The following is a 26042-nucleotide window of genomic DNA, read 5'->3' on the forward strand; positions in this document are numbered from 1 at the left end:
ATAGGCGTGGCGTAAATGGACCGGGTGGAATGCTGACATTCGCGCTGCGCCGACTGCTGGTTTCGATCCCGCTGCTGATCGTGATAGCGCTGATCATTTTCCTTTTGCTGGACCTCGCGCCCGGCGATCCGATGGGAAACCTGCCGCAGACGATTTCGCCCGAGGTGAAGGCCCAGATGCGCGAGGCGCTCGGCCTTGGAGAGCCGTTGCATGTGCGGTTCTGGCGTTGGATGGTGCAGATTTTCTGGGTCGAGCCGCAGGTGCTGATCGACAACATCTTCGGCACCTCCATGGCTGTCGACAAGCCGCGCGTTCTGAGTTGGCAAAGCCGTGCGCCAGTGATGTTCGAGATCGCGCAGGCCCTGCCCCAAACGCTTTGGGTGGTCGGGACGGCCTATGTCGTGGGGATACTGATGGCTCTGCCCATCGGCATATACTCGGCTTACCGCCAGTATTCGGTGTTCGACAACGCAGGAAGCCTGGTGACAATGCTGGGCTACTCCCTGCCACCGTTCCTGACCGGGCCATTGGTGATATACGTGTTCTCCGTTCAACTGGACGTCTTTCCATTCATCTACGAGACCACGCATCGTGTCACCGACTGGGAAAGCTTCACATATCAGGTCCGTCAGATGGTCCTGCCGGTGATGGTACTGTCGGTCCAAACCACGGCGCAGATAAGCCGCTACATGCGATCGGCGGTGCTGGACAACCTGGGGCAGGATTACGTACGGACGGCGCGGGCCAAGGGCATGAGCGAATGGGTCGTCTTGATGGTGCATGTCCTGCGCAACTCGATGATCCCTGTGGTGACCGTGATTGCACTGGGAGCACCGGCTATTTTCGGCGGGGCGATCATCACCGAACAGGTCTTTGCGATCAACGGGATCGGGGCGCAGCTGATCAGCGCGATCAAGGCGAATGACGTACCGCTTGTGCATACGCTCACTTTCCTGTTCGCGGTGCTGATCGTGCTGGCCAATCTGCTGGCAGACCTGCTTTACGGCCTGCTCGACCCGAGGATCCGTTATGGCTGAGCGGCGCGTCGTTTCCTCCGGTCCCTGGCGCGACATGTGGCGCCAGTTCATGCGGCACAAGGGTGCGGTGTTCGGCGCCGGCCTGTTCGCAGTCATCATTTTTGCCGTGCTTGCCGGCCCGCTTCTGTGGCGCGTTCCGCCGGATACGCCAGACTTTTCGTCGCTCAACGCAGGGCCGAGCATGGCGCATCCCTTCGGCACCGATCAACTGGGCCGAGACCTGCTTGCCCAGGTACTGTCGGGCGGGCGCATTTCTCTTGCCGTGGGACTGACGGCGATGGTGCTGTCGGTCCTTCTTGGTACTCTTGTCGGCGTGGCGGCCGGGGTCTTCAGACGGCTCGACGGGCCGCTCATGCGGCTGACGGACCTGTTCCTGTCCCTGCCCCTGTTACCACTACTGCTGGTCATCATGATGCTGTTCCGCGAGGCGCTGAGCAGTGCCGTCGGCACCAACACGGGCATCTTCCTGCTGATCGTGACGGCCATTGGCGTCACAAGCTGGATGCCGGTCGCCAGGATCGTGCGCGGCGATGTCCTGAGCGTGCGGGAGCGCGAGTTCGTGTTGGCCGCGCGCGCCTCGGGCACCACGCAACTGCGCCAGATCACGCGGCATATCCTGCCCAACATCCTGTCGCCGATCGTCGTTTCAGCCACGCTGGGCATCGCCAACGCCATCATCACCGAAAGCGCGCTCAGCTTTCTAGGGCTTGGCTTCCCGTCCGATTTTCCCACCTGGGGTCGTTTGCTGAGCGACGGGGTTGTCTATCTGTCCGAGTTTCCCTGGCGGGTGTTCTGGCCCGGCGTGATGATCTCGCTCACGGTGCTGAGCGTGAATTTCATGGGCGACGGCCTCCGCGATGCGCTTGATCCCAAGTTGCGCGGACGCGCGGCGCCGCTTTGATCCCGATCAAGGAACGCCCTGCCCGGCCTGATAGGCTGACGGCGCAGCAACAGGAGGCCGACATGAATTTCGCTCACCAGAAGACCGCCCTGATCGAAAGGCGCAAGGCATTGACCACGCATATGACCCAAGTCGAGCATACGCTGGATGAGGCGCCGTCCAAGGATTGGGAAGACCGCGCGTCGGAACGGCAGGGCGACGAGGTGCTCGAAGCGCTCGGCCTGACGGAGCTGGCCGAAGTTCGGCGCATCGACGCCGCGCTGGCGCGGATCGAAGCAGGCACCTACGGAACCTGCACCATTTGCGGCGACCCTATCACGGAGGCCCGGCTGGAATTTCTTCCGGACACCCCGTTCTGCACGTCCTGCGCGGACTGACCGCGTCAGGCCGGCATGCGCTGTTCCACGATCCCGGCCCACCAACTGCACCCCGCCGGGATGACCTCGTCGTTGAAGTTGTACTCGGGGTGGTGCACCGGGGCCGAGGCGCCGTTGCCGACGAGGATATAGGCGCCGGGGCGTTCCTCGAGCATGAAGGCAAAGTCCTCTCCGCCCATCACCAGGGGTGCTGTATCACATTGACCTGACACGGATTTCGCCACTTCAGCGGCAAAGTCCGTCTGTTCATCATGGTTGGCCATCACCGGATAATTGTATTCGTAGTCCAGCGAGATCTCGGCCCCGAACGCCGCGCCGATATGGTCGCAGATGCCCTTCATCCGGGTCGCGGCCAGCTCTCGCGTTTCATTGCTGAGCGTTCTGACTGTGCCCATCAGCGTGACGCGCGACGGAATGACGTTGAAGGTGTGCGACGAGGTTTCCATCGAGGTCACCGACACGACGATCTGCTGGATCGGGTCGGCGTTGCGGCTGACGATGGTTTGCAGCGCAGTCACCAGATGGCCGGTGACGACCGTGGGATCGATGGTTTCATGGGGTTTGGCGGCGTGGCCGCCCTTGCCTTCGACGACGATGTCGAACTTGTCGGTCGCGGCGAAGAACGGGCCGGGACGGATGGCGAACTGACCCGACTCCACCCCCGGCCAGTTGTGCATGCCGTAGACCTCCTGGATGCCGAACCGCTCCATCAACCCGTCGTCGCACATTTCCTTGCCACCGCCGCCGCCTTCTTCGGCGGGCTGGAAGATGATGACGGCGGTGCCGTTGAAATTGCGCGTCTCCGCAAGGTACTTGGCGGCGCCGAGCAGCATGGCGGTGTGCCCGTCATGACCGCAGGCATGCATGGCGCCCGGAGTCTTCGAGGCATAGTCGAGACCCGTCGCCTCGTGAATGGGCAGCGCGTCCATGTCGGCGCGCAGACCGATCGTACGGCCAGACGTTGCCTCATGCCCCTTGATGACCGCCACAACGCCGGTGCGGCCCAGCCCTGTGACCACGTCGTCGCAGCCGAAGCTTTGCAGTTTTTCGGCTACCAGGGCGCTGGTGCGGTGGGTATCGAACAGAATCTCGGGGTTTTCGTGGATGTCACGGCGCCACTCGGTGATCTCATCCTGCATTTCTGCAAAGCGATTCTTGATGGGCATGGGCGGTCCTTTCAGTATCCACAATCCGAGGTCAGAACGACGTGATCCGGCGCGACGGTGCGATAGAGCGACGGACCGGGCGCGTGACCCTTGGGGTGTATAGGGGACGGGATCGGTTTGAAACTCAAATCACTTATTCGGTGCCTATGGGCAGGGTCGGCGACCGGCACCGCACGCAAGAGGGCGCGGGTATACGGGTGCTGGGGGTTTTCCAGCACCGCGGCGCGGGGGCCGCGTTCGACGATGCGCCCGGCAAACATGACCGCGACGTGATGACTGACCCGTTCGACCACCGCCATATCATGGCCGATGAACAGGTACGAAAGCCCCAAGTCGGCCTGTAATTCCATCAACAGGTTCAGAACCTGCGCCTGGACGCTGACATCCAGCGCCGAAACAGCTTCGTCGGCGACGATTAATTTCGGGTTAAGCGCAAGCGCGCGGGCGATGGCGACCCGTTGACGCTGTCCGCCCGAGAGTTCGTGCGGGTAGCGGTCGAGATAGCTGCGCGGCAGGTCGACACGGTCAAAGAGCGCCGCCACGCGTTCGGTGCGTTGCGCTTTGTTTTCATTGGTGAAGTTTCGCAAGGGCTCGGCGACCTGCTCGGCCAGGCGCAGCATGGGGTTTAGGCTGCCGTAAGGATCCTGAAAGATCATCTGCATCTGCGCCCGGATGCGACGGAGTTGAGCCGATTGCAAAGCCGTGATGTCTTGGCCGTCCAGCATGATGCGCCCGCTGTCCGGCTCCACCAGCCGCAAAATCGAGCGGCCTACGGTGGACTTGCCACAACCGGATTCACCAACAAGTGCAAGAGTTTGACCCGCATTGATCGCAAAGGACACGTCCTCGACCGCGTGAACATGTCCGATGGTACGGCGCAGCAGGCCGCCTCTGACAGGAAAGCGGGTGCTCAGGTGCTCGACCCGAAGAAGCTCGGTGCCCTGCCCCGGGATCGGTTTCGATGGGCTATCGGGGTCGAGCGGGAATGGCTCGGGATCAGGCTTGCCACGCATGTCGCCAAGACGCGGAACAGCGGCAAGGAGGTGCCGCGTGTACGGATGGGACGGCGCGGAAAACACTTTTGAAACAGTACCTTCCTCGATCTTCTCGCCATCCTTGAGCACCACGACGCGATCGGCCACCTGGGCCACGACGCCCATGTCGTGGGTGATGAACAGAACGGCGGTGCCGAAGTCGTGGCGCAGGCGGTCGATCAGGGCGAGGATTTCAGCCTGGGTGGTGACGTCGAGCGCGGTGGTGGGCTCGTCGGCGATCAGCAGGCGCGGCTCGCAAGCCAGCGCCATGGCGATCATGACCCTTTGTCGCATGCCGCCCGAGAGTTCATGGGAGTATTGGGTGAGACGGCGGGCGGGTTCGGACAGCCGGACTTCGTGCAGCAATTCCAATGCCTTCGACCGCGCGGCGGCGCGCGAAAGACGGCGGTGCTTGCGCAGGCCCTCGGCCAGCTGGAAACCGATGGTGAAAACCGGGTTGAGCGCCGTGGAGGGTTCCTGGAAGATCATGCCGATCCGGGCACCACGCAGGTCACGCATTTGATTTTGCGTGAGTTTTCCAAGGTCGACCGGACCCTGCCCTGCGTCGAAGAGCATTTGCCCGTCGGTGATCTGTCCGCCGTCGAAGCCGACGAGGCGCATCAGGGCCAGCGAGGTGACGGACTTGCCGGAGCCGGATTCTCCAACGATTGCAAGGGTTTCTCCAGGTGCGATTTCAAAGGAGACGTCGCGCACGGCGTCGATATCGCCCGCGTCGGTGCGGAACGAGACGCGCAGGTTTTCGATCCGGGCCAGGGGCATATCGCGCATGGAACCGAGTTAACCCGCCGCGTCCGGCGAGGTCAAATGGCAAAGGTTAACGGCGAATCGGTGGCTGAAAACCGCGTCGGTATCGCGTCGGTATGTGCTACTGTATCGCGACGGTGTTCCTGTCAGGCGTCCCGAATGAACGGACCGGACGGTGGGCGCCGGAATTTGTTAAAATTCCGGCGCCATCTCAGGGCGCGGCGGGGGTCAGGCGGGTGATTCCGACCGAGGCGGCGCGCGCCAAATTGGCGTCGAGCGACATGGGGATGTATTCGCCCCGGCGCCAGAGCTGGGCCATGTCGTCATAGTGCCGGCTGAGGAAGTGGCCCGATTGCCCGGTGGCGGTGATGAAGACGCTGCTGTCGGGGTCGGCGAAATCATAGACCCCGCGATAGCCCGCGCCATGGACGTTCTGAAACGGGTCGGGTCCCTGCCCCTTGGTGCGCCCGCGCAGGAGCGTGTTGTCGCCGCCCGAGGTCGACTGGCGGATGTTGACGAAGTAGCGCAGCAACGGCACCTCTCCCAGGGTCTGGTGATCGTGGGTCGCCTGGTGCGCGTCGCCCCAGCGCAGGCTTTCCAGCGCGCTGCCATAGCGTTCGTCGATCCAGATGAGCGCCGCGTCGAGCGCGATGCGGGCGATGTCCGAGCAGGTTTCCTGGGCCGTGGATTGGCGGATATCGCACCACGCGGACGCGCCGTCGATGTCGCGGTAGACGCGCTCGATGAAGACCGGGTCGGGATGGGTGAAGTCGTCGGCCAGCGGGCCGAGTTCGTCGACGATCAGGCGCCGTTGCAACTCGCGGAGCCAGGCGGCGTAGATCAGCGGTTCGGGCAGATGCTCGTTCATCTCGCCGTTCCATTCCGACAGCAGCGTGAGCGCGCGCTGGCGCTGGCGTTCGGGCGTTCCCTCGGGCGCGGCCTCGCCGGTGAACCACAGGTCCTTGCCGATGAGCGGCAGCAGCGAGCGGGCGGTGAAGCTGACGGTGTCGAGCTGCGCCTCGATGAAACTGTCGCGGGTGTGAACCTCGCGGTTCTGCATCAGGCGGCGCCAGCGGAAGACGCGCTGCGTGTCGCCCCACTTGTAGCTGACATGGTTGGGGAACGGGCGGTCCACGGTCTTGTTGTTGGTGTTGCCCAGAACGCCGCCTGCCGGGGCCTTGAACTCGGGGTTCGCCGAATAGGCCAGCGTGCCTTGCCAGCGATTGGTGTCTTCCCACCCGCGCGAAGGGTAGCGACCGCGCGTTTCATGCTCGGCGTCGCGGCGGGGCATGGCGCCGATGGTCTTCATGGCGATGGTGGACTGATCGACAAGCGTGAGGTTCTGCGACGGCGCGATGTAGCTTTCGCCCGCCGCGATGGCCTCGTCCACCGAGGCCGCGCGCATCAGGGCCATGGCCGAGGACAGCGTCGTGTCGCTGTCCGACAGCGCCGTCCAGCTGAGCGAGGCCACGTGGCCAGGAGGCGTGACATCGGCGAGGTTGTAATGCGAGCCGGGCAGCACCGGGCCATTGTCGGTCCAGCGCAGGGTGAGCGTGATGGGCGCGTTGTCCACGATGCGGATGATCGTGCTTTCGGTGCGGAACGGTTTGTATCCGTCGGGCGTGAGGTATTCCTGCGGGTTGTCTGGGTTGAGGCGCTCGATGAACAGGTCCTGATCGTCGAGATAGGAGGAGGTGACCCCCCAGCCCAGGTCGGCGCTGCGCCCGGCCATGACGATGGGCACGCCGGGGATGGTGGCGCCGATCACGCCGCCGGTCTGAAGCTCCAGCCGGGCGAGGTACCAGATGGCGGGCGCGGTCAGGCCGAGATGCGGATCGTTGGCCAGCAGAGTGCCGCCCGAGGCCGAGCGTTTGGGCGCGGCGGCCCAGGCGTTGGAGGCGCCGGCGAAGGCGCGCTTCTTGAAAGGCGAAAGCGGGTGGTCGAGGATGCCTGCGCCTGTGCTGTGGGCGAATTGCGTACCCTCGGGGAAGAGGCTGGCGTAATCGGGCAGCGCGGCGATGCCGGTGCCGGGGGCGAGCGGCATGATGTCTTCCATCCGGTCGGAATCGTCGAGCTCGAGCGCTGCGTGGGCGTAGAGCACTTCCTCTTCCAGGTGGGCCGACAGCTGCACCGCCATCAGCTTGACGATGGCAATGGAGTCGGCGGGCGTCCAGGGCGAGACGGGATTGTTGAAGAGGAACATCTCGGGCGCGCCGCGGCCCAAGGCGGATTCGTTGATTTCCTGCAGACGTGCGTTCACCCCGGCGGAATAGGCGCGCAGGGCGGCGAGTGTCTGGGTGTCCTGCGCCTCGACCGACCGCTGGGCCAGCGTGTAGAGGTCGAAGCGGCGCAGGATCTTGTCGATCTCGACGGTGCGGGTGCCGAACACCTCGGAGAGGCGCCCCTGCACGGTGCGGCGCATCATCACCATCTGCCACAGCCGGTCCTGCGCGTGGGCATAGCCCAGGCCATAGAACGTGTCGGGGTCGTTGGTGCCGAAGATGTGCGGCACGTTGGCGTTGTCGCGCACGATCTCGACCGGCTCCAAGATGCCGATGACCTCGAGATCCTTGGAATAGTCGGGCAGCGAGCGCGACAGCAGGAAATAGACGCCCAGCAGCGCGACCAGGCCGAGCAGGATCATACCGCCCGCGATCCGCACCAGCCATTTGAACACTTGCGCCATGCCCCACCCACGTTAGGTTGCCATTCCGGTGGGGATAGTCACAAATCCCGGCATAGACAATGGGCCGATCTTCACAATGCGGCCCGAAGGCACGAGGGAGATCACGATGACGAAGCTGGCATTTCTGGGACTGGGCGTGATGGGGTATCCGATGGCCGGGCACCTGGCATCGGCGGGCCATGACGTCTGCGTCTACAACCGGACGGGGGTCAAGGCCGAGGCCTGGGTTAAGGAGCATGGCGGGCGCCACGCGCCCACCCCGCGGGAGGCCTCGGAAGGCGCGGCGTTCGTGATGTCCTGCGTGGGCAATGACGACGACTTGCGGTCGGTCTGTCTGGGCGAGGAAGGGGCGTTCGCGGGTATGGCGAAGGGCGCGACCTTTGTCGACCACACGACGGTGTCGGCGCAGGTGACCGAAGAGCTTTATGCCGCCGCCAAGGAGGCCGGGATCGGCTATGTCGACGCGCCGATCTCGGGCGGTCAGGCGGGGGCCGAGAACGGGCAATTGTCGATCATGTGCGGCGGCGACGCGGAGGTTTATGCCAAGGCCGAGCCGGTGATGGAAATCTATGCCAAGCTGTGCCGCCGGATCGGCGAGAGCGGCGCGGGCCAGATGACCAAGATGTGCAACCAGATCGCCATTGCCGGGCTGGTGCAAGGCCTGTCCGAAGCGCTGCATTTCGCCGAGAAGGCGGGGCTGGACGGGCGCGCGGTGGTCGAGGTGATCAGCCAGGGGGCGGCCGGAAGCTGGCAGATGGCCAACCGCTACGAGACGATGCTGGACGACCAGTTCGAGCATGGCTTTGCCGTGGACTGGATGCGCAAGGACCTCGGGATCTGCCTGAAGACCGGAGACGAGAACGGTGCGTCCCTGCCGGTGACGGCGCTGGTGGATCAGTATTACAAGGACGTGCAGAATATGGGCGGCGGACGTTGGGACACGTCGAGCCTGATCAAGCGGCTGCGCAAGCTGGGGTGATTTCGAGGCGGGGCCGGGATGCGTGGCCCCGCCTCTTGCTTTCCGTAGGGCTTGCAGCGCCGCGCCGCCATGCGCAACTTGGTGGCGGAACCGGCCGCGAGCCCGGCAGGGAGTGACCCCGAGGCTAGGCGGGGTCTGGTGCGGTGTCGGTGACAAAGTCACGCAAGAGGCGAATAGATGAGCGCGGACGGGGCGACACGGATCGAGGACTGGACCGAGCGGTTCCAAGGGACACGCGCCCTGCCCCGCGCCGTGCGCGACCGGCTGATCCGGGCGGCGCGGATCGTGCGGATCGGGAAAGGCACACAGGTTTTCGGGCCGGACAACGTGCCGGACCGGCTGTTTTTCCTTTACGACGGGCGCATCCGGGTCTCGCAGACCTCGGAAGGCGGGCGCGAGATCGTGCTTTACCGCGTGGAGGCCGGGGACAGCTGTGTGCTGACCACCGCCTGCATGCTGGCCGAGGAAGCCTATAACGCCGAAGGGATCGCCGAGACGGACGTGACCGCCGTGGTCCTGCCCAAGCCCGATTTCGACCGGCTGGTTGCCGAGGAAGAGCCGTTTCGCAAATTCGTCTTCGATGCCTATTCGCGGCGGCTGATCGACATGCTGCGGGTGGTGGACGACGTGGCCTTTGGCCGGATCGACGTGCGGCTGGCCGAGCGGCTGCTGGCACTGGCGGGCGACATGAAGGAGGTCGCGGCCACGCACCAGGATCTGGCGAGCGAGCTGGGGACAGCACGCGAGGTGATCTCGCGCGTGCTGGCGGATTTCCAGAAACGCGGGCTGGTGCAGCAATCGCGGGGACGGATCAAGCTGGTGGACAAGTCCGCGCTGCGGGCGCTGGCGGAGAGCGCGTGATGTGCAAATCGCACGCCGTCCCGATGCCAAGTTTTATGATATAGACGCCGGAACGCGCGCATTTTTATGAAAGGATGCTGGCATGGCGGCATCGCATGATGACCCCCGTCTCGTCCGGCTTGCCGGGGCGCTGTATCTCGTAATCATCCTTTGCGGGCTGACCGCGGAGCTGGTGCTGCGTGGACCGTTGCTTGCGGGATCGCCCGAAGAGGTCGTCCGGGCGCTCGGCGCCGGTATTTCGCAACTGCGGCTCAGTTTGTTGGCCGATACCGTGATGTTGCTGGCGGATGTGGCGCTTGCGCTGGTGTTCTTTGGCCTGCTGCGTCATATTTCGGCCTCGCTGGCTCTGGCCGCGATGGTATTCCGCCTGGGACAGGCGGTGCTGATCGGCGCGAGCCTGATGGCGCTTGGCAGCGTGCCGATGGTGCTGGCCGATGCGCCGCGCCTCGCGGTGCATATGACCGACCTGCACGCGATCGGGTATGATGTCGGGTTGATCCTGTTCGCGGTGAACAGCGCGATCATGTCCGTCCTGTTGTGGCGGTCGGCGGTGCCGAACGTGATCGCGGGTGGTATTGCGGTGTCCGGCGTTGTCTACGGAGCAGGCAGCCTTGCGCGGCTTGTGGCGCCTGAGTGGATGGCCGTGATTGAGCCCGCCTACGTGGTGCCGATGGTCGCCGAGAGTGCGCTGTGCCTGTGGTTGCTGATCCGGGCGCGGGTCTGAATCCAGTGGACCGGGCTGGACCGGAACGTGCGGCGTTCCGCCAATTGGCAGCCAAGCACCTGAAAGCGCACGACAATATCGGCGATACGATGTGCCACCGCGATGCAGTCCAAGGTCCGGCCGAGTAGAGCGATGGAACGGGGCGCTTGATTCCGGCGTTGGACAGCGAAACAAGAGGTGCATGACATGACCAATTTCTTCATCGGCGGCGCATTGGCGCTTGCGCTTTCCTCGAAATCGCTGACCGCCGCTCCGATACACGGGGCAGGTACGGCCACGGGCCTTGGTACCGCGCCCGACGCACAGGTCTGGCTGGCGCAGGGCAACAGCGGCAAAGGCAATGGCAATGGCAATGGCAATGGCAAGGTCAAGGGCCAGGGCGGCGGCAACGCACAGAAAAAGGCCAAGGGCAATGCCGGCAAAGGCAATGCCGGCAACGCGAATGCCGGCAACGGCATTGCAAAGGCCAAGCCCGACAAGGGGAATAAGCAGGCTGGTAATGGCAATCCCGGCAAGGGCAACGGGAACGCCAAAAAGGCCGGCAACAGCCAACCGAAGGGCAATTCCAACGGCAACGGTGCGGAACGCGCGGCGAAGGCCAACGGTAAGCCCGACAAGGCCCGCAAGGTCTTTACCACGTCAGAGCGCGAAAACGTCGTAGAGCGCATTTTCCAGGCCCCTGCCCCGGACGGACGTGACATGACGCGGATCCTGACCGGCGCGGGCCTTGCGCTGTTGACGCCGGACATGGCGGTGTCGAACATCCCCGGTAACGAGCTGGTGACCTATGCCAACTGCCCGCCGGGGCTGGCCAAGAAAAACCCGCCCTGCGTGCCGCCGGGCCTGGCGCGGGACGGCATCGGGTACGACGAATGGGTGTCTTATGACCGGGACCGTTATGACCGTATCTGGATCGACCGCCGCGACGATTGGCTGGGCCGCGGGTACGACGTGGAGCCCGACCCCGGCTACCTGCTGCTGCGATCGGACGAGATTGCACGCCTCTACGGCCTTGACCCCGCGCCGCGCGGCCAGCGCTATGCGCTGATCGACGGGATGCCGGTTCTGCTGGGCGATGACGATTACCGCTCGTTCATGCTGGTGAACCAGTTGGCGCAGGTGACCGACGTGACCGGGGGCGTGCCGGTTTCACCGACGGCGGCGTTGACGCAGCGCGAACTGATCGACCTGTACCGCCTTCCACAGCTTGGGAACGACCGGAACTATGCCGTGGTAAACGGTCAAGTGGTGCAGATGAACAACGAGAATTACGAGTTGCTGCAACTGCTGCGCGTCGCACGCGCCGTTCTTTGAGGCCAAGTGGCGATATCCATGATTGAAGACGCAGCCGCCGGGGAACCGGCGGCTGTTTTGCTGTGTAGCCCGGAGGCGTGCGCGTGTCCGGTTTGATCATGAAAGTCGCCCTGTCTTCGGACCGAATTCTACAGGCTGGGTGACAATGTCACTGACATGAGCAAGGTCCGAGGTGCATGATCGGGGCATACTTTCCATGGAGGACACCATGACTGTCAATGTAGGCACCATCGACCGTATCCTGCGCGCCGCCCTAGGCGTCGTGCTGCTGTATCTTGCGTTTTTCAGCGGGTTGCCCGCGTTCGAAGCCCCGGTTTGGAGGTATCTTGCCGCGTTCGTGGGCGTCGTGATGCTGATCGTCGCGGCGGTGCGGGTCTGCCCCGTTTATTCCATCCTCGGCGTCCGGACCTGCGCGCGGTAAATCATGGAGACGGCGTTCACACCATTCGCGTCGCTGGGCGGCGGGGCACTGATCGGTCTGGCGGCGGTGCTGCTGATGCTGGGGCTGGGGCGCATTTTCGGCGCGACCGGTATCCTGTCGGGAGTCGTCTTTGCCGAAGGGCGCGAAGAGCTGTCGTGGCGCGCGGCGCTGATCCTGGGCATGGTGCTGGTGCCCGGGCTGATGTTTTTGACGACCGGGCGCTGGCCGCAGATCGACGTGCCAGTCAGTCCGGCAATGATCGTGATCGGAGGAATCGTCGTTGGATTCGGCGCGAGCCTCGGGTCGGGCTGTACCTCGGGGCATGGGGTGTGCGGGCTGTCGCGGCTGTCACGGCGGTCGATGGTCGCGGTGCCGGTCTTCATGGGCACGGCGGCGATCACTGTCTATGTCATCCGTCATGTGGTGGGAGGCTGAGCGATGAAGCTTTTATTCGCAGTGCTGACAGGTATCGTGTTCGGCACAGGGATCACGCTGTCGGGGATGATCAACCCGGCCAAGGTTCTGAACTTTCTGGACATCGCAGGGACTTGGGATGCGAGCCTGATCTTCGTGATGGGGGGCGCCGTCATGGTGACCTTTGTCGGGTATCGGCTGGTCTGGCGGCGGTCCGCGCCGCTTTTCGCCGGGGGGTTCCAGGTGCCCGGCTCGACGGTGATCGACAGCAGACTAGTGGGAGGATCGGCCCTGTTCGGGATCGGCTGGGGGATCGCGGGGTTCTGCCCTGGTGCGGCCATTCCGGCGCTTGGCACGGGCCGCTGGGAGGTTATCCTGTTCCTGGCCGCGGTGGGTGTCGGGCTGGCGCTGGCGCGACTCGCCAAGGGGCTGCCGCTGTTCCCACGAAAGGCCGAGGCGTAAAGGAGGCATGACATGACCGATTATCCCGTGAATATGAGTGTTCACCCGCAGGTGCAGGGGTTCTTCGATGAGGCCACCAACACGATCAGCTATATCGTGAAGGACCCCGGCAGCGACGCCTGTGCCATCGTCGACAGCGTGATGGATATCGACTATGCCGCCGGGCGGATCACCTATGACCATGCCGACGAACTGATCCGGCAGGTCGAGGAGCAGGGCCTGCGGCTGGAATGGATCATCGAGACGCATGTGCATGCCGACCACCTGTCCGCCGCGCCCTATATCCAGGAGAAGCTGGGGGGCAAGATCGGGATCGGGTCGAAGATCATGGTCGTGCAGGACACGTTCGGCAAGGTGTTCAACGAAGGCACGGAGTTTCAGCGCGACGGGTCGCAGTTCGACGCGCTGTTCGAGGACGGCGATACCTACCGCGTGGGCGAGATGGAATGTTTCGCCATGTACACGCCGGGCCACACGCCGGCCTGCATGGTGCATGTGATGGGCGACGCGGCGTTCGTGGGGGATACTCTGTTCATGCCCGACGGTGGCTCGGCCCGGGCGGATTTTCCGGGCGGGGATGCGGGGCAGCTTTACGACAGCATCCAGAAGGTGCTGGCCCTGCCCGACGCCATGCGCCTGTTCATGTGTCACGACTACGGACCGAATGGCCGGGATATCGCGTGGGAGACCAGTGTCGGCGACGAGAAAGCGCACAACATCCACGTCGGCGGCGGCAAGAGCCGCGAGGAGTTCGTCAAGTTCCGCACCGAGCGGGACGCGACCCTGGCGATGCCCAAGCTGATCATCCCGTCGCTGCAGGTGAACATGCGGGCCGGCAAGGTGCCGACGGACAAGGACGGGAACCCGGTGCTGAAGGTGCCGGTTAACGGGCTGTAAGGCACCGCACATTCAAAAGCATTCGGAGGGATCGCATGCGCGACGACATCCTGAGCAAAACTTCGGCCTCGACCGGCGCGGGAAGCCCCGAGGTGATCGGGTTTTATGACGAAGATACAGGCAGTTGCCAGTATATCTGCATCTGCCCCGAGACCCGGAAAGCGGCGCTGATCGACGTGGTGCAGACGCTGGACCCCAAATCCTTCGCCACCGGGTTCGCGCCCGCGCAATGGGCGCTGGACGTCATCGCGGAGCGCGGGCTGGAACTGGAGTGGATCCTCGATACGCATCCGCATGCGGATCACCTGATGGCGGGGGCGTGGCTGAAGGAGCAGACCGGCACGCCCACGGGCATCGGTGAAAAGGTTCACGAGATCGCGGAGCTTTGGCGCGGCTATTACAACGCGCCGCACGCCTTTCCGGTCGATCCGCATTTCGACCGGCTGTTCGCGGAGGGCGACACGTTCAAGATCGGCAATCTGGAGGTGGAGGTTATGTTGTCGCCGGGCCATACGCTGGGGTCCGTGACCTACGTGGTGGGCGACGCGATCTTTGCCCATGACACGCTGATGATGCCGGATGCCGGTACGTCGCGCGCGGATTTCCCCGGCGGGACGGCGGCGGAGCTTTATGACAGCATCATGCGCATACTGGAGCATCCGGACGACACGCGTGTCTTCATCGGACACGATTACGGCACCGATACGCGAGAAGAGCCCGCGTGGGAGAGCACGGTGGGCCAGCAGAAACGCGAGAATATCCACCTGAAGGACGGCGCAAGCAAGGCCGAGTACGTGGCGCGACGCGAGAAGCGGGATGCGACGCTGGCCCTGCCCGACCGGATGCTGGCGGCGTTGCAGGTGAACCTGCGCGGTGGGCGCTTGCCCGAGCCGGAGGAAGACGGAAAGAGCTACTTCAAGATCCCGGCGAACAAGTTCTAGCGATCCGGGCGCGTGGGCTTTCGCCCACCCTACGCGGCGCGGATGCCCGCGGCATACCGGTCGATGGCGGCGCGGATGTCCTGCATCTCGGGCCATTGCGCGGCGTCTTTGCCGTAGCGGTCGAGAAGCGCGGAATACTCCGTTTCGAGCGTGTCGAGGCGGGATTTGTGGGTATCGAGATCGGGCGCCTTGCGCCAGCTTGCGTCGACGCGGCCACGCAGAAACCACAGGCGCGGCGTGCGATAGATGTGGCGGTTGGTGTAGACGCCCGGCAGGTGCGCATCCTCACCGATCTCGGCGATGAGGGCTTCGGCTGTGGCCTCGGCCTCGGGGTCGCGGTTCAGCGCCCAGAGGGTTTCGGCAAGGCGGGCACGGTTGAAAACCGTGTTGATGGCGTTGGCGATGCAGAACTCAATGACGGGCAGCATGGCGGCGTGGTGCATCACGCGGTTCACCTCGACGTCGACCTGTCCCTTGACGAGGAAGGCGTCGAGCAGTGTGGCGAGCTGTTCACGAACGGCAGCGTCGGGTTCGGCGGTGAAGCGGCTCTGCACCGCGGGCAGAATTTCCTTGAAGAAAAGCGCGGTCTTGCCGGTCGACAGAAGCGCGCCGTGCAGGGTGCTGGTGACGTCGATACGGTCGCGTATATCCGGCGCATCGAGCCAGCCATCGGCGACGATCAGGCGCGCGACGGCAAGGTTGGTGGTGGAGCCGAAGTGATAATGCGCGGGACGGTAGTGCAGCGAAGACATGAGGTCGCGCGGCAGGTCGGCGAGGTGTTGCAGGGCATCTCCGGTCAGGTCGCGATAATCACGCGCGAGGCAGAGCGTGAAATGCGCCAGCGTGCGGGCCGCATCGGTATGACCCGCCTGCCAAAGTCGGGCGATCAGGGCGTGAAAAGCCGCGCTATGCGCCGTGATCAGCTGCGTTTGGGCGTCGGTGCTGCGCGGAAGCATCGTGCCGAGCGGCGGATAGGGCAGCAGGGCGGCGGGGCGCCCGGTGGTGTGCGCCCAGAGGTGACAGCCCAGCGTGTACCACGCGGTCGCGGGCTGGCTGAGCGTGGTGCCGTCCGCGAAATCGAGCGCGATCTGGCCCTCGGTGGTGAGCCTCGCGGTGAAATCCGGCAGGTCCGGCGCCGGGGGTGTGTTTTCCTGCATGTGCGAGAGCGCCTTGCCGACCCGGCTGACAAGAGGCGGGTAATGCGCAAAGAGCGTGGCCATGGTGGTGAAGAGATCGCGCAGGATCTGCGTGAGGTCGGCGCGTTCGGTCGCGGAGCGTGCGGTGGCGAGCGTGCGGGTCATGTCCGCCTCGGCGTGAAAAGCGACGCGGTCGCCGTGATGTAGAAGGACACCATCAGAACCTGCGTCGTCGCGCAGATGATATCGGTCGATATAGGCGAGGTCGGTGGCAGGCGCGTCCAACAGCCGGGCGCCGACCCAGGCACGGGTGCCATCGGTCAGCATCGGGGCGCCGCAGACCCGGACCGCATCGGGGGACGCATCGGGCAGCCGCAAGCCCCGGTACCAGACGCGTGACACATCGCGGAAATAGGGCGCGCACCAGGGCAGCGTCACGTCCTCGCCCAGGGGTGCCAGCGTGGCGAAATCCGCGCCGTCGAGGCGGACCCAACGATCAGGGCCGGTCGTCAGCGACATCCAGACCCCTGCCCCGTCGGTCAGCGCGACATGGGGCATGTTCACCTCGTTCTCGTCGAACCAGCGCAGGCGCAGGCCTGGCCCGGACAAGTCAATGCCGTCGGGGGGCGGCACCTTTTGGATGGTGAAATAAAGCTGCGTGCCGTCGGTGGCGTAGACATGGCCCAGCGGGCGCAGGTCCGCAGGCTCCCTGCCCTTTGCCAGTCGCATCCGCTTGTCGCGGAAATAGCCGGTGGTGGCGTCCCGGCCATGAGAAGTGCCAAGGGCGGTAAAGCTGTCGGCGTCGGCGGACTTGATGGGCTTTAACTTGCGAGCCATGACCAGGTAGATCGTGTCGGCGTCGCGCACGTAGCCTTGGGACAGGATATCAAATTTCGTGGTGTCGATTTCCATGCACTGACCGCAATCGCGCCTCAAAATGGGTCGGCCCGCCTGGCGTCCGTGACAGGCTGACGGCCACGGGGGATGTATGGAGCCTATTGTTAACCGTATGTTCCTGCTGGCGACAGGGGGATCATTGGCTGGGTATGGACGCGCCCGCAGTATTGCCGCGGCATTTCGCGGTGCCGGTGGTGCATCATACCGGGCCGGGCCTCGGCATGTGGGCGACGGGCGCATGCCGGGTGAAGTGCCCGGGGGGCGCGTGGGTTTTCACCCACCCTACGCGGGAATTGGCGGAACCACTTTTGATTCAAAGGCTAAGCTTGTCGCGCAGGAAGGCGAGCGCGACGGACAAGCCATCGGGGGCGATTCCGTGGGCGGTGCCTTTCATCACATGGGCGTAGACCTCTTTCCAGCCGGCGGATTGCAAAGCCTCGGCGGCCTCGGGCAAGGATTGCGGCGGCACGACGTCGTCAGCGTCGCCATGGACCAGCAGAACCGGCGGACGGCTGACGACGTCATCGGCCAGAAGTTCGGGTTGCAACAGGCGCCCCGAGAAGCCGACGATGCCGGCGATCTCGTCTTCGCGCCGCGGGGCCACGTGCAGGGCCATCATCGTGCCTTGGGAAAAGCCGAAGAGCACGACCTGTTCGGGCAGCACGTCCTCGTCCACCATCAGCGCGTCGAGAAAGGCGTTGAGGTCCTCGGCGGCGGCGACGAGCCCCCGATGGGCCTCTTCCTCGCTCGAGCCGTCGATCCAGGGGATCGGGAACCACTGGTAGCCGGTGGGCATCATCGGGATCGTCTCGGGCGCGTCGGGGGCCACGAAGAGTGTATCCGGCAAGTGCTCGGCCAACGGGTCGGCGAGGCCCAGGAGGTCGGCCCCGTTGGCGCCGTAGCCGTGCAGGAAGACGACGACGGAGCGGGTCGTGCCCGACATGGGTTCCTTGCGGCCGGCCTGAAGTACGCGGGTCATCTGATGCCTTCCCTTTGTTTCGCAACACGGTAGTAGGCCCAGAGCTGGCGGGCTGCAACCGATCTCCACGGGCTCCAGGCCGTGGCCATCTCGCGCAGGGCGCGGTCGCGAGGGCGTTCCGGCAGGTCATAGAGGAGGCGCGCGGCCTCTTGCAGGGCGAGGTCGCCGGGGGCGAAGACGTCCGCGCGGCCGAGCGAGAACATGGCATAGATCTCGGCCGTCCAGGTGCCGATGCCGGGCACCTGCGTGAGGGTGGCGATGACCTCGTCTGTGGGCGCGTCGCGGAGGGCCGTGAAGTTTATCCCGGCGTCCGAGAGTGCGCGGGCGTATCGGATCTTCTGCCGGCTGAGGCCCACGGCGCGGAGGTCGTCATCAGAGGCCCACTTGATCTTGCGCGGGCCGGTGAGACCTGCGGTTTTCATACGGCCCCAGATGGCGGCGGCGGAGGCGGTGGAGACCTGTTGGCTGACGATGGCCGACAGGAGCTCGGCAAATCCGTCCGGCTTGCGGCGCAGGGGAAGCGGGCCGGTCTGGGCGTGAGCATGGGCCATGCGCGGGCAGAGGGCGGTAAGATGCGCCACGCCTTCGGCCACGTCGTCTTGGGTTTCGATGATACGCCCGGTCACAGGGCGCGGACCCATGCGAGGGCGTCGTCCACGGTTTCGACGCGGGGGGCGTCCGGCTGGGGCGGACGGTTGATGAGCGCCACGCGGACGCCGAGGCGGCGCGCGGCGTCGAGCTTGGTGCGGGGCGTGGAGCCGCCGGCGTTCTTGGCAATGAGCCAGTCGACGCCGAGCGATTTGAAAAGGTCGTATTCCTGGCGTTCAGAGAACGGCGGGTTGCCGGGCAGAAAGCGGCCGTTCGAGAAGGGAAAGGGCGTGTCGGGGACATTGATCTGGCGGCTGATCACCGTGCAGTCCGAGAGGTTGGCGAAACGGTCGAGCGTCTGGCGGCCGGTGGCGAGAAAGACCGTGGAGCCGGGGGCGATGTGGGCGGCGGCCTCCTCCTCGCGGTCGATCAGGGTCCAGTTATCGCCCGGCCCCGGTGTCCATGGCGGGCGCAGAAGCTGGCAATAGGGAACGCCAAGGTCGGCGCAGACCCGGGCGGTGCGCTGTGAAATACTGTCGGCAAAGGGATGCGTGGCGTCGAGCACGGCAGTGATCGCGTGTTCGGCAAGGTAGGTGCGGAACGCGGGCTCGCCCCCGAAGCCGCCGGTGCGGGTGGGAAGTGCCAGCGGCGAAGGCGCGCGGGACGCGCCGGCGAGCGACGCGGTGGCCGAGATGCCCTCTTCATGCAGTTGGGTGGCGATGGCCTTGGCCTCGCCCGTTCCGGCAAAAAGAAGGAGGGTCACGGGGCGGGCCTTGGAGACAGGAGGAAAGGTCGTCTGGACATGGTCGGGCGGACTATAGGCGGGCAAGCCCTTCGCGCCAATCGGCAATTTTGCATTGCGCCTTGCGCCATACGACCGATGCGAAGGGCGCCGCCCCTCGCGCACCCCGGGATATTTATGGCCAGAGGAAAAGCATGCCGTGGTGGCGATTTGGGGTCTTGTGGGCCTCTCAAGAGGGGTCTAGCAAGGCGGCATGAGTGAGACCGCCCTGCCCTATGACAACGACCGCCGCGCGAAACGGAACGTGACCGTGCTGGTGCTGGCGCAAGCGGTGCTGGGGGCGCAGATGGCAATGATCTTCGTGGTGGGCGGGCTGGCCGGGCAGAGCCTTGCCAGCAACGTGTGTTTCGCCACCTTGCCGATTTCGCTGATCGTGCTGGGGTCGATGATCTCGGCCAATCCCCTCTCGATGGTGATGCAGCGGTTCGGGCGCAAGGCCGGGTTCCTGATCGGGGCGATGGGCGGCGCCGCCGGGGCGGCGATTGCGGGCTATGGCCTCTATCTTGCGTCCTTTCCTGTGTACCTGGCGGGCAGTTTCCTGACGGGGATCTACATGTCGGCGCAGGGATTCTATCGCTTCGCCGCCGCGGACACGGCCAGCGATGATTTCCGACCCAAGGCAATTTCCTATGTGCTGGCGGGCGGGCTGGCGAGCGCGATCATCGGCCCGCAGCTGGTGAAGGTCACGAGCCAGGCGATGGTGGTCCCGTTCCTGGGCACGTACCTGGCGGTTATCGCGATCAATTTGCTCGGCGCGCTGCTGTTCTTTTTCCTGGACATCCCCAGGCCGCCGCCGCCGGCACCCGACAGCCCCAGGGGCCGCACGCGGTGGGAACTGCTGACCACGCCGCGGATCGCCGTGGCCGTCATCTGCGCGATGGTGTCCTATGCGCTGATGAACCTGGTGATGACCTCGACCCCGCTGGCGGTGGTCGGCTGCGGGTTTACCGAAGGCAACGCCGCGGACATCGTGACCGGGCACGTGCTGGCCATGTTCGCGCCGTCCTTCTTTACCGGGCACCTGATCGCGCGGTTCGGGGTGGAGAAGATCGTGGGCACGGGGCTTGTGATCCTAGCCGCCGCGGGGGTCGTGGCGCTGCAGGGGGTCGAGATCGAGAATTTCTTCATCGCGCTGATCCTGTTGGGGCTGGGGTGGAATTTCGGATTCATCGGGGCGACCACGATGCTGGCCGGTGCGCATGATGTGCATGAACGCGGCCGGATGCAGGGGATGAACGACCTTCTGGTCTTTGGCGGCGTGACGCTGGCGTCGCTGGCCTCGGGCGGGTTGATGAACTGCTCGGGCGGCACGGCGGAGGCCGGGTGGACGGCGGTGAACCTGGCCATGGTGCCGCTTCTGACGCTGGCGGGCGGAGCGCTGATCTGGCTGGTGATGCGGCCGAAGGAGGCTTGAGGTTTTTTCGGCCGGAAATATTCCGGGGAGTTCAAGGGGCATTGCCCCTAGCTGACGGAGGAAGCTTGAACGCCCGCCGAACGAGCTGGTCTGACGGCGGCTTTTTCTTGCCGGAAATACTCTCGGGGGTTTGGGGGTGAAACCCCCAACGCGCTTGAAGAGCGCGCCGCAGGCGCTCCGCTTACCAGCGTCCGGTTATTGCCCGGCGCATCAGCCCGAGGCGGGAGCGGAAAGGCGGAAGCGCAAGGCGATTTTCCGAGACGGCCGCAGGGTCTCGGCTTGCCTTTTTCAGGATCGCCTCGGTCTGCCAGAGGGCGAGCATCGCGGGGCGGGTATTGGGTGCAAGGCGCGTGCGGCGGGCCTCGGTCAGCGCCGTCAGAGCGTCGTCGGTCAGCGCGCGGATCGCGGCATGCGTGCCTTCGACCAGCGGGATGCGGCCCTGGCGTTCCAGTTCCGGCACGGCGCGGAGCCAGTTGGCCACGCCCTGGGCGTAGCCTGCCTTGAGGATCGGTGCTTCGGGCGCGTCGCCGAGGGTACGTGTGGCGGCGAGCAACAACAGACCGGAGGTGTTGGTGAGGTGGGTGCGGAAGGCGCTCATGTCCTCGAACGGGTCGCGGTAGATGTCCCAACGGCGCGCCTCGACCAGCGCGTCGAGCCGTTCTGCCATCTCTGCGTCCAGCACCAAAGCGAGCGGCGTGGCAACCTCGTGGCGGCGCACGTCGGTGCCCGTGCGGATCTCCTCCAGCACGTCGCGCCACCATTGCAGGCGCATCTCGGCGATCATGGATTCCTGTGTCACCCACGGGGCGCGGGAAACCTCGACGTTGAACGCGTAAAGTGGAAAGAGCTTTTCGCGCACGGGCACCGGGGCGGCCATGGTAGCGGCGAAACGCTCGGGGTCGCCGCGCTGCACGAGGCCCGCGCAGGCCATGATGTCGGGGTCGAGCGCCATGCCGGTCAGGTAGGCCCAAAACCGGGGCGCGCAAGGATGAGCGCGTAGGCGATATCACCCGGGGCTTGCCGCCAGAGGGCGATTTCCCGGGCGGCGTCGTCGAGCACTTGGGCCAGGGCGTCGTCCGCGCCGGGGCGCAGGTTGGCGATGCGGCCGCCGAGTTCGGCATAATAATCCGCCCAGGCCATGCCGGTGATGAGGCGGTGATCCTGCACGACGTAGCCGGCCGCCTCGACCCGAGCGGTGATGCCGTCGAGGTCGGAAATCGCCGAGTAATCGGCCCAGAAATCGCGGGCGGCCTGCGGGGCGTCGGGGGGCAGCACGGGTTCGGAAAAGGCGACCGCGCCATCGGTCGTGAGGGCGCGTTTCCAGAGCGTCAGCCCTTCGGTCACGCCAAGGAAATAGAGCGCACCCGCGCACCAGATGAGGTCGTAAAAGCCACTGATCTGCGCCATGTCGCCGGTGGAGACGGTGACATTGGTAAAGTGGGCGGTGGCCGTGCGGGCTTCCTCGACGAGGTGGGGCAACTGGTCGATGCCTTCGATCCGCGCCCGGGGCAGGCACTCGGCCAACGTCACAAGGTCGGCGCCCGGCCCGCAGGCGGCGTCGATCACATGGGGGGCGTCCGGCATGTCAAGCTGGCTGAGGGCCCAGCGGACATCCTCGGATGTGCCGGGGCCCTGCCGGGTCATCTCGCGGTGGAGCGTCAGGAAAGCCTCGTCCACCGCTCAGACCTCTCCGCCGTCGCACAAAAGCTTCCAGTTTATGGCGTCGAGCAGCGCCTCGAACGACGCGTCGACTATGTTGGCCGACACGCCCACCGTGGACCAGCGCCGCCCCTGCCCGTCCTCGCTATCGATGATGACGCGGGTGACGGCCTCGGTGCCGCCTTGCGTGATGCGCACCTTGAAGTCCACCAGCCGCATGTCGGCGATGGCCTCCTGATAGCGGCCGAGGTCCTTGGCCAGCGCCTGGGCCAGGGCGTTCACGGGGCCACGGTCGGTGCCGGTCTCGTCCATCGACTCGCTGACCGACAGTTTCTTCTCGCCGTCGACCTTGACCACCACGACGGCCTCGGACAGGGAGACCATCTTGTTGTACTTGTTCTTGCGGCGCTCGACCGTGACCTTGTAACGCTTGACCTCGAAGAACTCGGGCAGAAGGCCCAGTTCGCGGCGGGCGACCAGTTCGAAACTGGCCTGCGCCATGTCATAGGTGTAGCCGCGGTTTTCGCGGGTCTTGACCTCTTCGAGGATGCGGGGCAGCGCCGGGTTGTCCTTTTCGATCTCCAGCCCGGCCTCGGCAAGGCGGTTGCGCAGGTTGGACTGGCCCGCCTGGTTTGACATGGGGATGATGCGGGCGTTGCCGACCTTGGCGGGGTCGATATGCTCGTAGGTCGTCGGGTCCTTGACGATGGCGCTGGCGTGCAGACCGGCCTTGTGGGCAAAGGCGGAGGCGCCGACATAGGCGGATTGCTTCATCGGGACACGGTTGAGGATTTCGTCCAGCTGGCGCGAGGCCATGGTGATGCCTTCCAGCGCCTGCGCCGTGACGCCGGTGGCGTAGCGGCTGGCGTAAGGCTCCTTGAGCAGCAGCGTGGGGATGAGGGACGTAAGATTGGCGTTGCCGCAGCGTTCGCCGAGGCCGTTGAGCGTGCCCTGGATCTGGCGCGCGCCTGCATCCACGGCGGCGAGGCTACCCGCGACGGCGTTCTCGGTGTCGTTATGGGTGTGGATGCCGAGGCGCTCACCGGGAATGCCCGCGGCGATGACGTCCGAGATAACTTCGGCGATGCGGTGCGGAAGCGTGCCGCCATTTGTGTCACACAGCACGATCCAGCGGGCGCCGGCGTCATGCGCCGCCTTCAGGCAGTCGAGCGTATAGGCGGGGTCGCGGACGTAGCCGTCGAAGAAATGCTCAGCGTCGAAAAGCGCCTCGCGGCCCTGTTTGACAATATGGGCGATGGAGGCGGAGATGTTTTCGAGGTTTTCCTGCGCCGTGATGCCCAGCGCCGTTTCGACATGGAAGATGTTGGTCTTGCCGACGAGGCAAATCGAGGACGTGCCGGCGTTCATCACCGCCGCCAGAACGTCGTCGTTTGCCGCGCTGCGCCCGGCACGCTTGGTCATGCCGAAGGCGGTGAGGCGGGCGCGGGTTTCGGGGGCGGCGTCGAAAAAGGCGCTGTCAGTGGGGTTGGCGCCGGGCCAACCGCCCTCGATGTAATCGATGCCGAGTTGGTCGAGCGTGGTGGCGATGGCCTGTTTCTCGGCGGTGGAGAATTGGACGCCCTGGGTTTGCTGGCCGTCGCGCAGCGTGGTGTCGTAGAGGCTGAGGCGGGTTTTGGTCATTGGTTCTTTCCCTTGGAGGGAAGGGCCGCGCCGGACCCTGGGAGGGCATGTGCCTGGCTCGAGCGGTGCGAGGCGGCGCAATCAAGTCGCACACGGGTTCGGCGCGTGACGTCGGCAAAGCGCCCTCCCGGGGGGAGGGTCGGGCGCGGCCCGGCCTGAGGCCGGGCGAAACAGAAGGAGAGGAGGATCATTTGAGAGCCTCCAGTTTGGAAGGATCGAAGTCGACGGTCGGCACGAGTTCCACAGCCGTCTTGCTCATGCGAACCTCCACCCCGGCATCGCTCAGGTGCGATTTCATGCGGTCAACTTCAGAGAAGTCTTTTGTCTGCATCGCGGTTTCACGCGCTGACATCAATTTCTCTTCGATGCCGGAGAGGTCCACCTGTGAGGATGAAACCCAATCCGGGACGGTGTCTTTCATCAAGCCCAGAAATTGAAGCGTGTACCGCAGGTTGGCGATATCGTCGGCAAGCGACAACTGGTGGCATTCGGAAATTGCGCGTGCGGTGTTCAAGTCGTCCGCAAGCGCGGTTACGACAGCCTCATAAGGCTTTCCGGTTCCGGTGGCTTGCGCCGCCTGTGCGTACCACTTGCGCAAGGTTTTCTCTGCCTCCCGCGCCTTTTCCGCCGTCCAGTCCATCGGCTTGCGGTAATGCGTGCCGAGGAACACGAAGCGGATCACCTCGCCGGGAATGCCCTGATCGAGCAGATCCTTCACCGTGAAGAAATTGCCGAGCGACTTGGACATCTTCTTGCCCTCGACCTGGAGCATCTCGTTGTGCATCCAGACCTGCGCAAAGTTTCCCTCGGGATGGGCGCAGCAGCTTTGGGCGATCTCGTTCTCGTGGTGGGGAAACATCAGGTCGTTGCCGCCGCCGTGGATGTCGAAGCTGTCGCCCAGTAGTTCATAGCTCATGGCCGAGCATTCGATGTGCCAGCCGGGCCGGCCCCGGCCCCACGGGCTGTCCCAGCCCGGTTGCGTCTCGTCCGACGGCTTCCAGAGGACGAAGTCCATCGGGTCTTCCTTGTAGGGCGCGACCTCGACACGGGCACCGGCGACCATGTCGTCGACGGAGCGACCGGAAAGCTTGCCGTAGTCCAGGTAGGAGCGGACGCGGAAGAGGACGTGGCCCTCGACGGCGTAGGCGTGACCATCGGCGATAAGCTTTTCGATCATCGCCACCATTTGCGGGATGTATTGCGTGGCGCGGGGCATCTGATCGGGTTCCAGCGCGCCGAGGCTGCCCATGTCGTCGAGGAACCACTGGGTGGTTTCGGCGGTGATGTCCGAGATATCGCGCCCGGTCTCGGCGGCGCGGGTGTTGATCTTGTCATCGACGTCGGTGAAGTTGCGGACGTAGGTGACGTGGTCGGGCCCATACACATACTGCAAGAGCCGGTAGAGCACGTCGAAGACCACCACGGGACGCGCGTTGCCCAGGTGGGCGCGGTCATAGACGGTGGGGCCGCAGACATACATGCGCACATCGTCTTTTTTCAGAGGCTCGAAATCCTCCTTCTTCCGGGTGCGGGTGTTGTGCAGTTTTATAGTCGTCATGGCGTCCTCGCGCGCGTGGTCCCGCGGCGGGCTTAGCAACTAACATTCAAGGATGGAATAGAAGACCGGCCCGCCTGAAGATGTCAGCGGGTAATGCAGCAAATGATGGTGCAGGTCGTCGTCATGCCGCTGAGCATTACCCACGGCCCCCGGCATGGTCAAGCGCGATGGGATACGCCGGCGAACCATTGCGGACGGGGCAAAACGTGGCTTTTGCCGAAACATCGGATGCACTGCGCACTGATACCCATGCGCCACAGTGCTGCCTGTTGACGTACCGGAAGTTAGGTAGATCGAGAAAATTCATCGTTTTTCTGATAATACTTCGTCTCGACGGGCCGAAAGCGCCGAAGAGCGCGAATAATAATCGGTCCAAGAGGCAGCGAGCG

General features: G+C 64.9%; 24 protein-coding genes. 13 read left to right on the plus strand and 11 right to left on the minus strand.

All coding sequences use genetic code 11. The features are described 5' to 3' along the window. The first annotated feature begins 29 nt into the window (after positions 1–29). From RBB18_RS05925 to RBB18_RS05935, 3 genes are all read left to right on the plus strand, one after another. Positions 30–1037: an ABC transporter permease gene (locus RBB18_RS05925; protein WP_306110831.1), complete on the plus strand. Its 1008-nt coding sequence runs from the start codon at positions 30–32 to the stop codon at positions 1035–1037. Further along, entirely contained in the window at positions 1030–1938 is a 909-nt protein-coding gene (locus RBB18_RS05930; RefSeq protein ID WP_306110832.1) for an ABC transporter permease, read from the plus strand. Before RBB18_RS05925 ends, RBB18_RS05930 begins: the two co-directional genes overlap by 8 nt. 62 nt (positions 1939–2000) lie before the next feature. Beyond that, on the plus strand, positions 2001–2315 hold the full coding sequence (locus RBB18_RS05935; RefSeq protein WP_103764277.1) for a TraR/DksA family transcriptional regulator: 315 nt from the start codon (positions 2001–2003) through the stop codon (positions 2313–2315). A gap of 5 nt (positions 2316–2320) precedes the next feature. On the opposite strand, the gene RBB18_RS05940 is transcribed toward RBB18_RS05935, so the two are convergent. The 3 genes from RBB18_RS05940 to RBB18_RS05950 all read right to left on the minus strand — a co-directional run bounded on the left by RBB18_RS05940 (position 2321) and on the right by RBB18_RS05950 (position 7966). Then, positions 2321–3481, minus strand: coding sequence for a M20 aminoacylase family protein (locus RBB18_RS05940; RefSeq protein WP_306110833.1), 1161 nt, complete (start codon positions 3479–3481; stop codon positions 2321–2323). An 11-nt stretch (positions 3482–3492) separates the two neighbouring features. Next, positions 3493–5304, minus strand: coding sequence for an ABC transporter ATP-binding protein (locus RBB18_RS05945; protein WP_306110834.1), 1812 nt, complete (start codon positions 5302–5304; stop codon positions 3493–3495). Between the two features lie 187 nt (positions 5305–5491). After that, the gene (locus RBB18_RS05950; RefSeq protein WP_306110835.1) at positions 5492–7966 is read right to left on the minus strand and encodes a penicillin acylase family protein; all 2475 of its coding nucleotides are present in this window, start codon (positions 7964–7966) and stop codon (positions 5492–5494) included. 106 nt (positions 7967–8072) lie between these two features. On the opposite strand from RBB18_RS05950, the gene RBB18_RS05955 reads away from it, so the two are divergent. From RBB18_RS05955 to RBB18_RS05995, 9 genes are all read left to right on the plus strand, one after another. Further along, entirely contained in the window at positions 8073–8945 is an 873-nt protein-coding gene (locus RBB18_RS05955; RefSeq protein WP_274594253.1) for an NAD(P)-dependent oxidoreductase, read from the plus strand. Between the two features lie 177 nt (positions 8946–9122). Beyond that, the gene (locus RBB18_RS05960; protein WP_306110836.1) at positions 9123–9806 is read left to right on the plus strand and encodes a Crp/Fnr family transcriptional regulator; all 684 of its coding nucleotides are present in this window, start codon (positions 9123–9125) and stop codon (positions 9804–9806) included. 82 nt (positions 9807–9888) lie between these two features. Continuing rightward, entirely contained in the window at positions 9889–10530 is a 642-nt protein-coding gene (locus RBB18_RS05965) for a DUF4386 domain-containing protein (RefSeq protein WP_306110837.1), read from the plus strand. 186 nt (positions 10531–10716) lie between these two features. Then, a complete protein-coding gene (locus RBB18_RS05970) occupies positions 10717–11844 on the plus strand; it encodes a hypothetical protein (RefSeq protein WP_306110838.1) in 1128 nt (375 codons plus the stop codon). A gap of 208 nt (positions 11845–12052) precedes the next feature. Beyond that, entirely contained in the window at positions 12053–12265 is a 213-nt protein-coding gene (locus RBB18_RS05975; protein WP_103764275.1) for a DUF2892 domain-containing protein, read from the plus strand. Between the two features lie 3 nt (positions 12266–12268). Then, on the plus strand, positions 12269–12700 hold the full coding sequence (locus RBB18_RS05980) for a YeeE/YedE family protein (protein WP_306110839.1): 432 nt from the start codon (positions 12269–12271) through the stop codon (positions 12698–12700). 3 nt (positions 12701–12703) lie between these two features. Then, positions 12704–13141, plus strand: coding sequence for a DUF6691 family protein (locus RBB18_RS05985; RefSeq protein ID WP_306110840.1), 438 nt, complete (start codon positions 12704–12706; stop codon positions 13139–13141). Positions 13142–13153: 12 nt separating this feature from the next. Further along, complete coding sequence (locus RBB18_RS05990; RefSeq protein WP_306110841.1) at positions 13154–14038, plus strand: MBL fold metallo-hydrolase; 885 nt, start codon at positions 13154–13156, stop codon at positions 14036–14038. 35 nt (positions 14039–14073) lie between these two features. After that, positions 14074–14979, plus strand: a complete 906-nt coding sequence (locus RBB18_RS05995) for an MBL fold metallo-hydrolase (protein WP_103764159.1) — start codon at positions 14074–14076, stop codon at positions 14977–14979. Between the two features lie 29 nt (positions 14980–15008). Here RBB18_RS05995 and RBB18_RS06000 read toward each other — a convergent pair whose 3' ends face one another. The 4 genes from RBB18_RS06000 to RBB18_RS06015 all read right to left on the minus strand — a co-directional run bounded on the left by RBB18_RS06000 (position 15009) and on the right by RBB18_RS06015 (position 19342). Beyond that, positions 15009–17027 carry a hypothetical protein gene (locus RBB18_RS06000; protein WP_306110842.1) on the minus strand — a complete coding sequence of 673 codons (2019 nt, stop codon included), beginning with the start codon at positions 17025–17027 and terminating at the stop codon, positions 15009–15011. Between the two features lie 298 nt (positions 17028–17325). Next, positions 17326–17991 carry an alpha/beta hydrolase gene (locus tag RBB18_RS06005; protein ID WP_274594245.1) on the minus strand — a complete coding sequence of 222 codons (666 nt, stop codon included), beginning with the start codon at positions 17989–17991 and terminating at the stop codon, positions 17326–17328. Continuing rightward, the gene (locus RBB18_RS06010) at positions 17988–18617 is read right to left on the minus strand and encodes a DNA-3-methyladenine glycosylase (protein ID WP_306110843.1); all 630 of its coding nucleotides are present in this window, start codon (positions 18615–18617) and stop codon (positions 17988–17990) included. Before RBB18_RS06010 ends, RBB18_RS06005 begins: the two co-directional genes overlap by 4 nt. After that, the gene (locus RBB18_RS06015; RefSeq protein WP_306110844.1) at positions 18614–19342 is read right to left on the minus strand and encodes a cobalt-precorrin-6A reductase; all 729 of its coding nucleotides are present in this window, start codon (positions 19340–19342) and stop codon (positions 18614–18616) included. The genes RBB18_RS06010 and RBB18_RS06015 overlap by 4 nt, the downstream gene beginning before the upstream one ends. A gap of 232 nt (positions 19343–19574) precedes the next feature. Between RBB18_RS06015 and RBB18_RS06020 the strand changes: the two genes are divergently transcribed. After that, positions 19575–20795, plus strand: a complete 1221-nt coding sequence (locus RBB18_RS06020; RefSeq protein WP_103764156.1) for an MFS transporter — start codon at positions 19575–19577, stop codon at positions 20793–20795. A 181-nt stretch (positions 20796–20976) separates the two neighbouring features. Here the strand turns inward: RBB18_RS06020 and RBB18_RS06025 are convergent, their stop codons facing one another. The 4 genes from RBB18_RS06025 to cysS form a co-directional block, all read right to left on the minus strand. After that, positions 20977–21747, minus strand: coding sequence for a squalene/phytoene synthase family protein (locus tag RBB18_RS06025; protein ID WP_103764155.1), 771 nt, complete (start codon positions 21745–21747; stop codon positions 20977–20979). 5 nt (positions 21748–21752) lie between these two features. Then, positions 21753–22472: a trans-aconitate 2-methyltransferase gene (locus RBB18_RS06030; protein WP_306110845.1), complete on the minus strand. Its 720-nt coding sequence runs from the start codon at positions 22470–22472 to the stop codon at positions 21753–21755. A gap of 3 nt (positions 22473–22475) precedes the next feature. Continuing rightward, positions 22476–24095 (minus strand): citramalate synthase, encoded by a 1620-nt coding sequence (gene cimA, locus RBB18_RS06035; protein WP_306110846.1) that lies wholly within the window; start codon positions 24093–24095, stop codon positions 22476–22478. Positions 24096–24282: 187 nt separating this feature from the next. Then, a complete protein-coding gene (gene cysS, locus RBB18_RS06040; protein ID WP_306110847.1) occupies positions 24283–25653 on the minus strand; it encodes a cysteine--tRNA ligase in 1371 nt (456 codons plus the stop codon). Positions 25654–26042 lie beyond the last annotated feature (389 nt).

Source organism: Roseovarius sp. MMSF_3298, assembly GCF_030733705.1.
Lineage (GTDB): Bacteria > Pseudomonadota > Alphaproteobacteria > Rhodobacterales > Rhodobacteraceae > Roseovarius > Roseovarius confluentis.

Coding starts and splice junctions, on each gene's coding strand:
- RBB18_RS05985 (WP_306110840.1), top strand. CDS start 12,704: ATGAAGCTTTTATTCGCAGTGCTGACAGGTATCGTGTTCGGCACAGGG.
- RBB18_RS06025 (WP_103764155.1), bottom strand. CDS start 21,747: ATGGCGCTCGACCCCGACATCATGGCCTGCGCGGGCCTCGTGCAGCGC.
- RBB18_RS05925 (WP_306110831.1), top strand. CDS start 30: ATGCTGACATTCGCGCTGCGCCGACTGCTGGTTTCGATCCCGCTGCTG.
- RBB18_RS05970 (WP_306110838.1), top strand. CDS start 10,717: ATGACCAATTTCTTCATCGGCGGCGCATTGGCGCTTGCGCTTTCCTCG.
- RBB18_RS05935 (WP_103764277.1), top strand. CDS start 2,001: ATGAATTTCGCTCACCAGAAGACCGCCCTGATCGAAAGGCGCAAGGCA.
- cysS (WP_306110847.1), bottom strand. CDS start 25,653: ATGACGACTATAAAACTGCACAACACCCGCACCCGGAAGAAGGAGGAT.
- RBB18_RS05980 (WP_306110839.1), top strand. CDS start 12,269: ATGGAGACGGCGTTCACACCATTCGCGTCGCTGGGCGGCGGGGCACTG.
- RBB18_RS05990 (WP_306110841.1), top strand. CDS start 13,154: ATGACCGATTATCCCGTGAATATGAGTGTTCACCCGCAGGTGCAGGGG.
- RBB18_RS05960 (WP_306110836.1), top strand. CDS start 9,123: ATGAGCGCGGACGGGGCGACACGGATCGAGGACTGGACCGAGCGGTTC.
- RBB18_RS05975 (WP_103764275.1), top strand. CDS start 12,053: ATGACTGTCAATGTAGGCACCATCGACCGTATCCTGCGCGCCGCCCTA.
- RBB18_RS06005 (WP_274594245.1), bottom strand. CDS start 17,991: ATGACCCGCGTACTTCAGGCCGGCCGCAAGGAACCCATGTCGGGCACG.
- RBB18_RS05930 (WP_306110832.1), top strand. CDS start 1,030: ATGGCTGAGCGGCGCGTCGTTTCCTCCGGTCCCTGGCGCGACATGTGG.
- RBB18_RS05995 (WP_103764159.1), top strand. CDS start 14,074: ATGCGCGACGACATCCTGAGCAAAACTTCGGCCTCGACCGGCGCGGGA.
- RBB18_RS05950 (WP_306110835.1), bottom strand. CDS start 7,966: ATGGCGCAAGTGTTCAAATGGCTGGTGCGGATCGCGGGCGGTATGATC.
- RBB18_RS05965 (WP_306110837.1), top strand. CDS start 9,889: ATGGCGGCATCGCATGATGACCCCCGTCTCGTCCGGCTTGCCGGGGCG.
- RBB18_RS05945 (WP_306110834.1), bottom strand. CDS start 5,304: ATGCGCGATATGCCCCTGGCCCGGATCGAAAACCTGCGCGTCTCGTTC.
- RBB18_RS05955 (WP_274594253.1), top strand. CDS start 8,073: ATGACGAAGCTGGCATTTCTGGGACTGGGCGTGATGGGGTATCCGATG.
- RBB18_RS06020 (WP_103764156.1), top strand. CDS start 19,575: ATGAGTGAGACCGCCCTGCCCTATGACAACGACCGCCGCGCGAAACGG.
- cimA (WP_306110846.1), bottom strand. CDS start 24,095: ATGACCAAAACCCGCCTCAGCCTCTACGACACCACGCTGCGCGACGGC.
- RBB18_RS06000 (WP_306110842.1), bottom strand. CDS start 17,027: ATGGAAATCGACACCACGAAATTTGATATCCTGTCCCAAGGCTACGTG.
- RBB18_RS05940 (WP_306110833.1), bottom strand. CDS start 3,481: ATGCCCATCAAGAATCGCTTTGCAGAAATGCAGGATGAGATCACCGAG.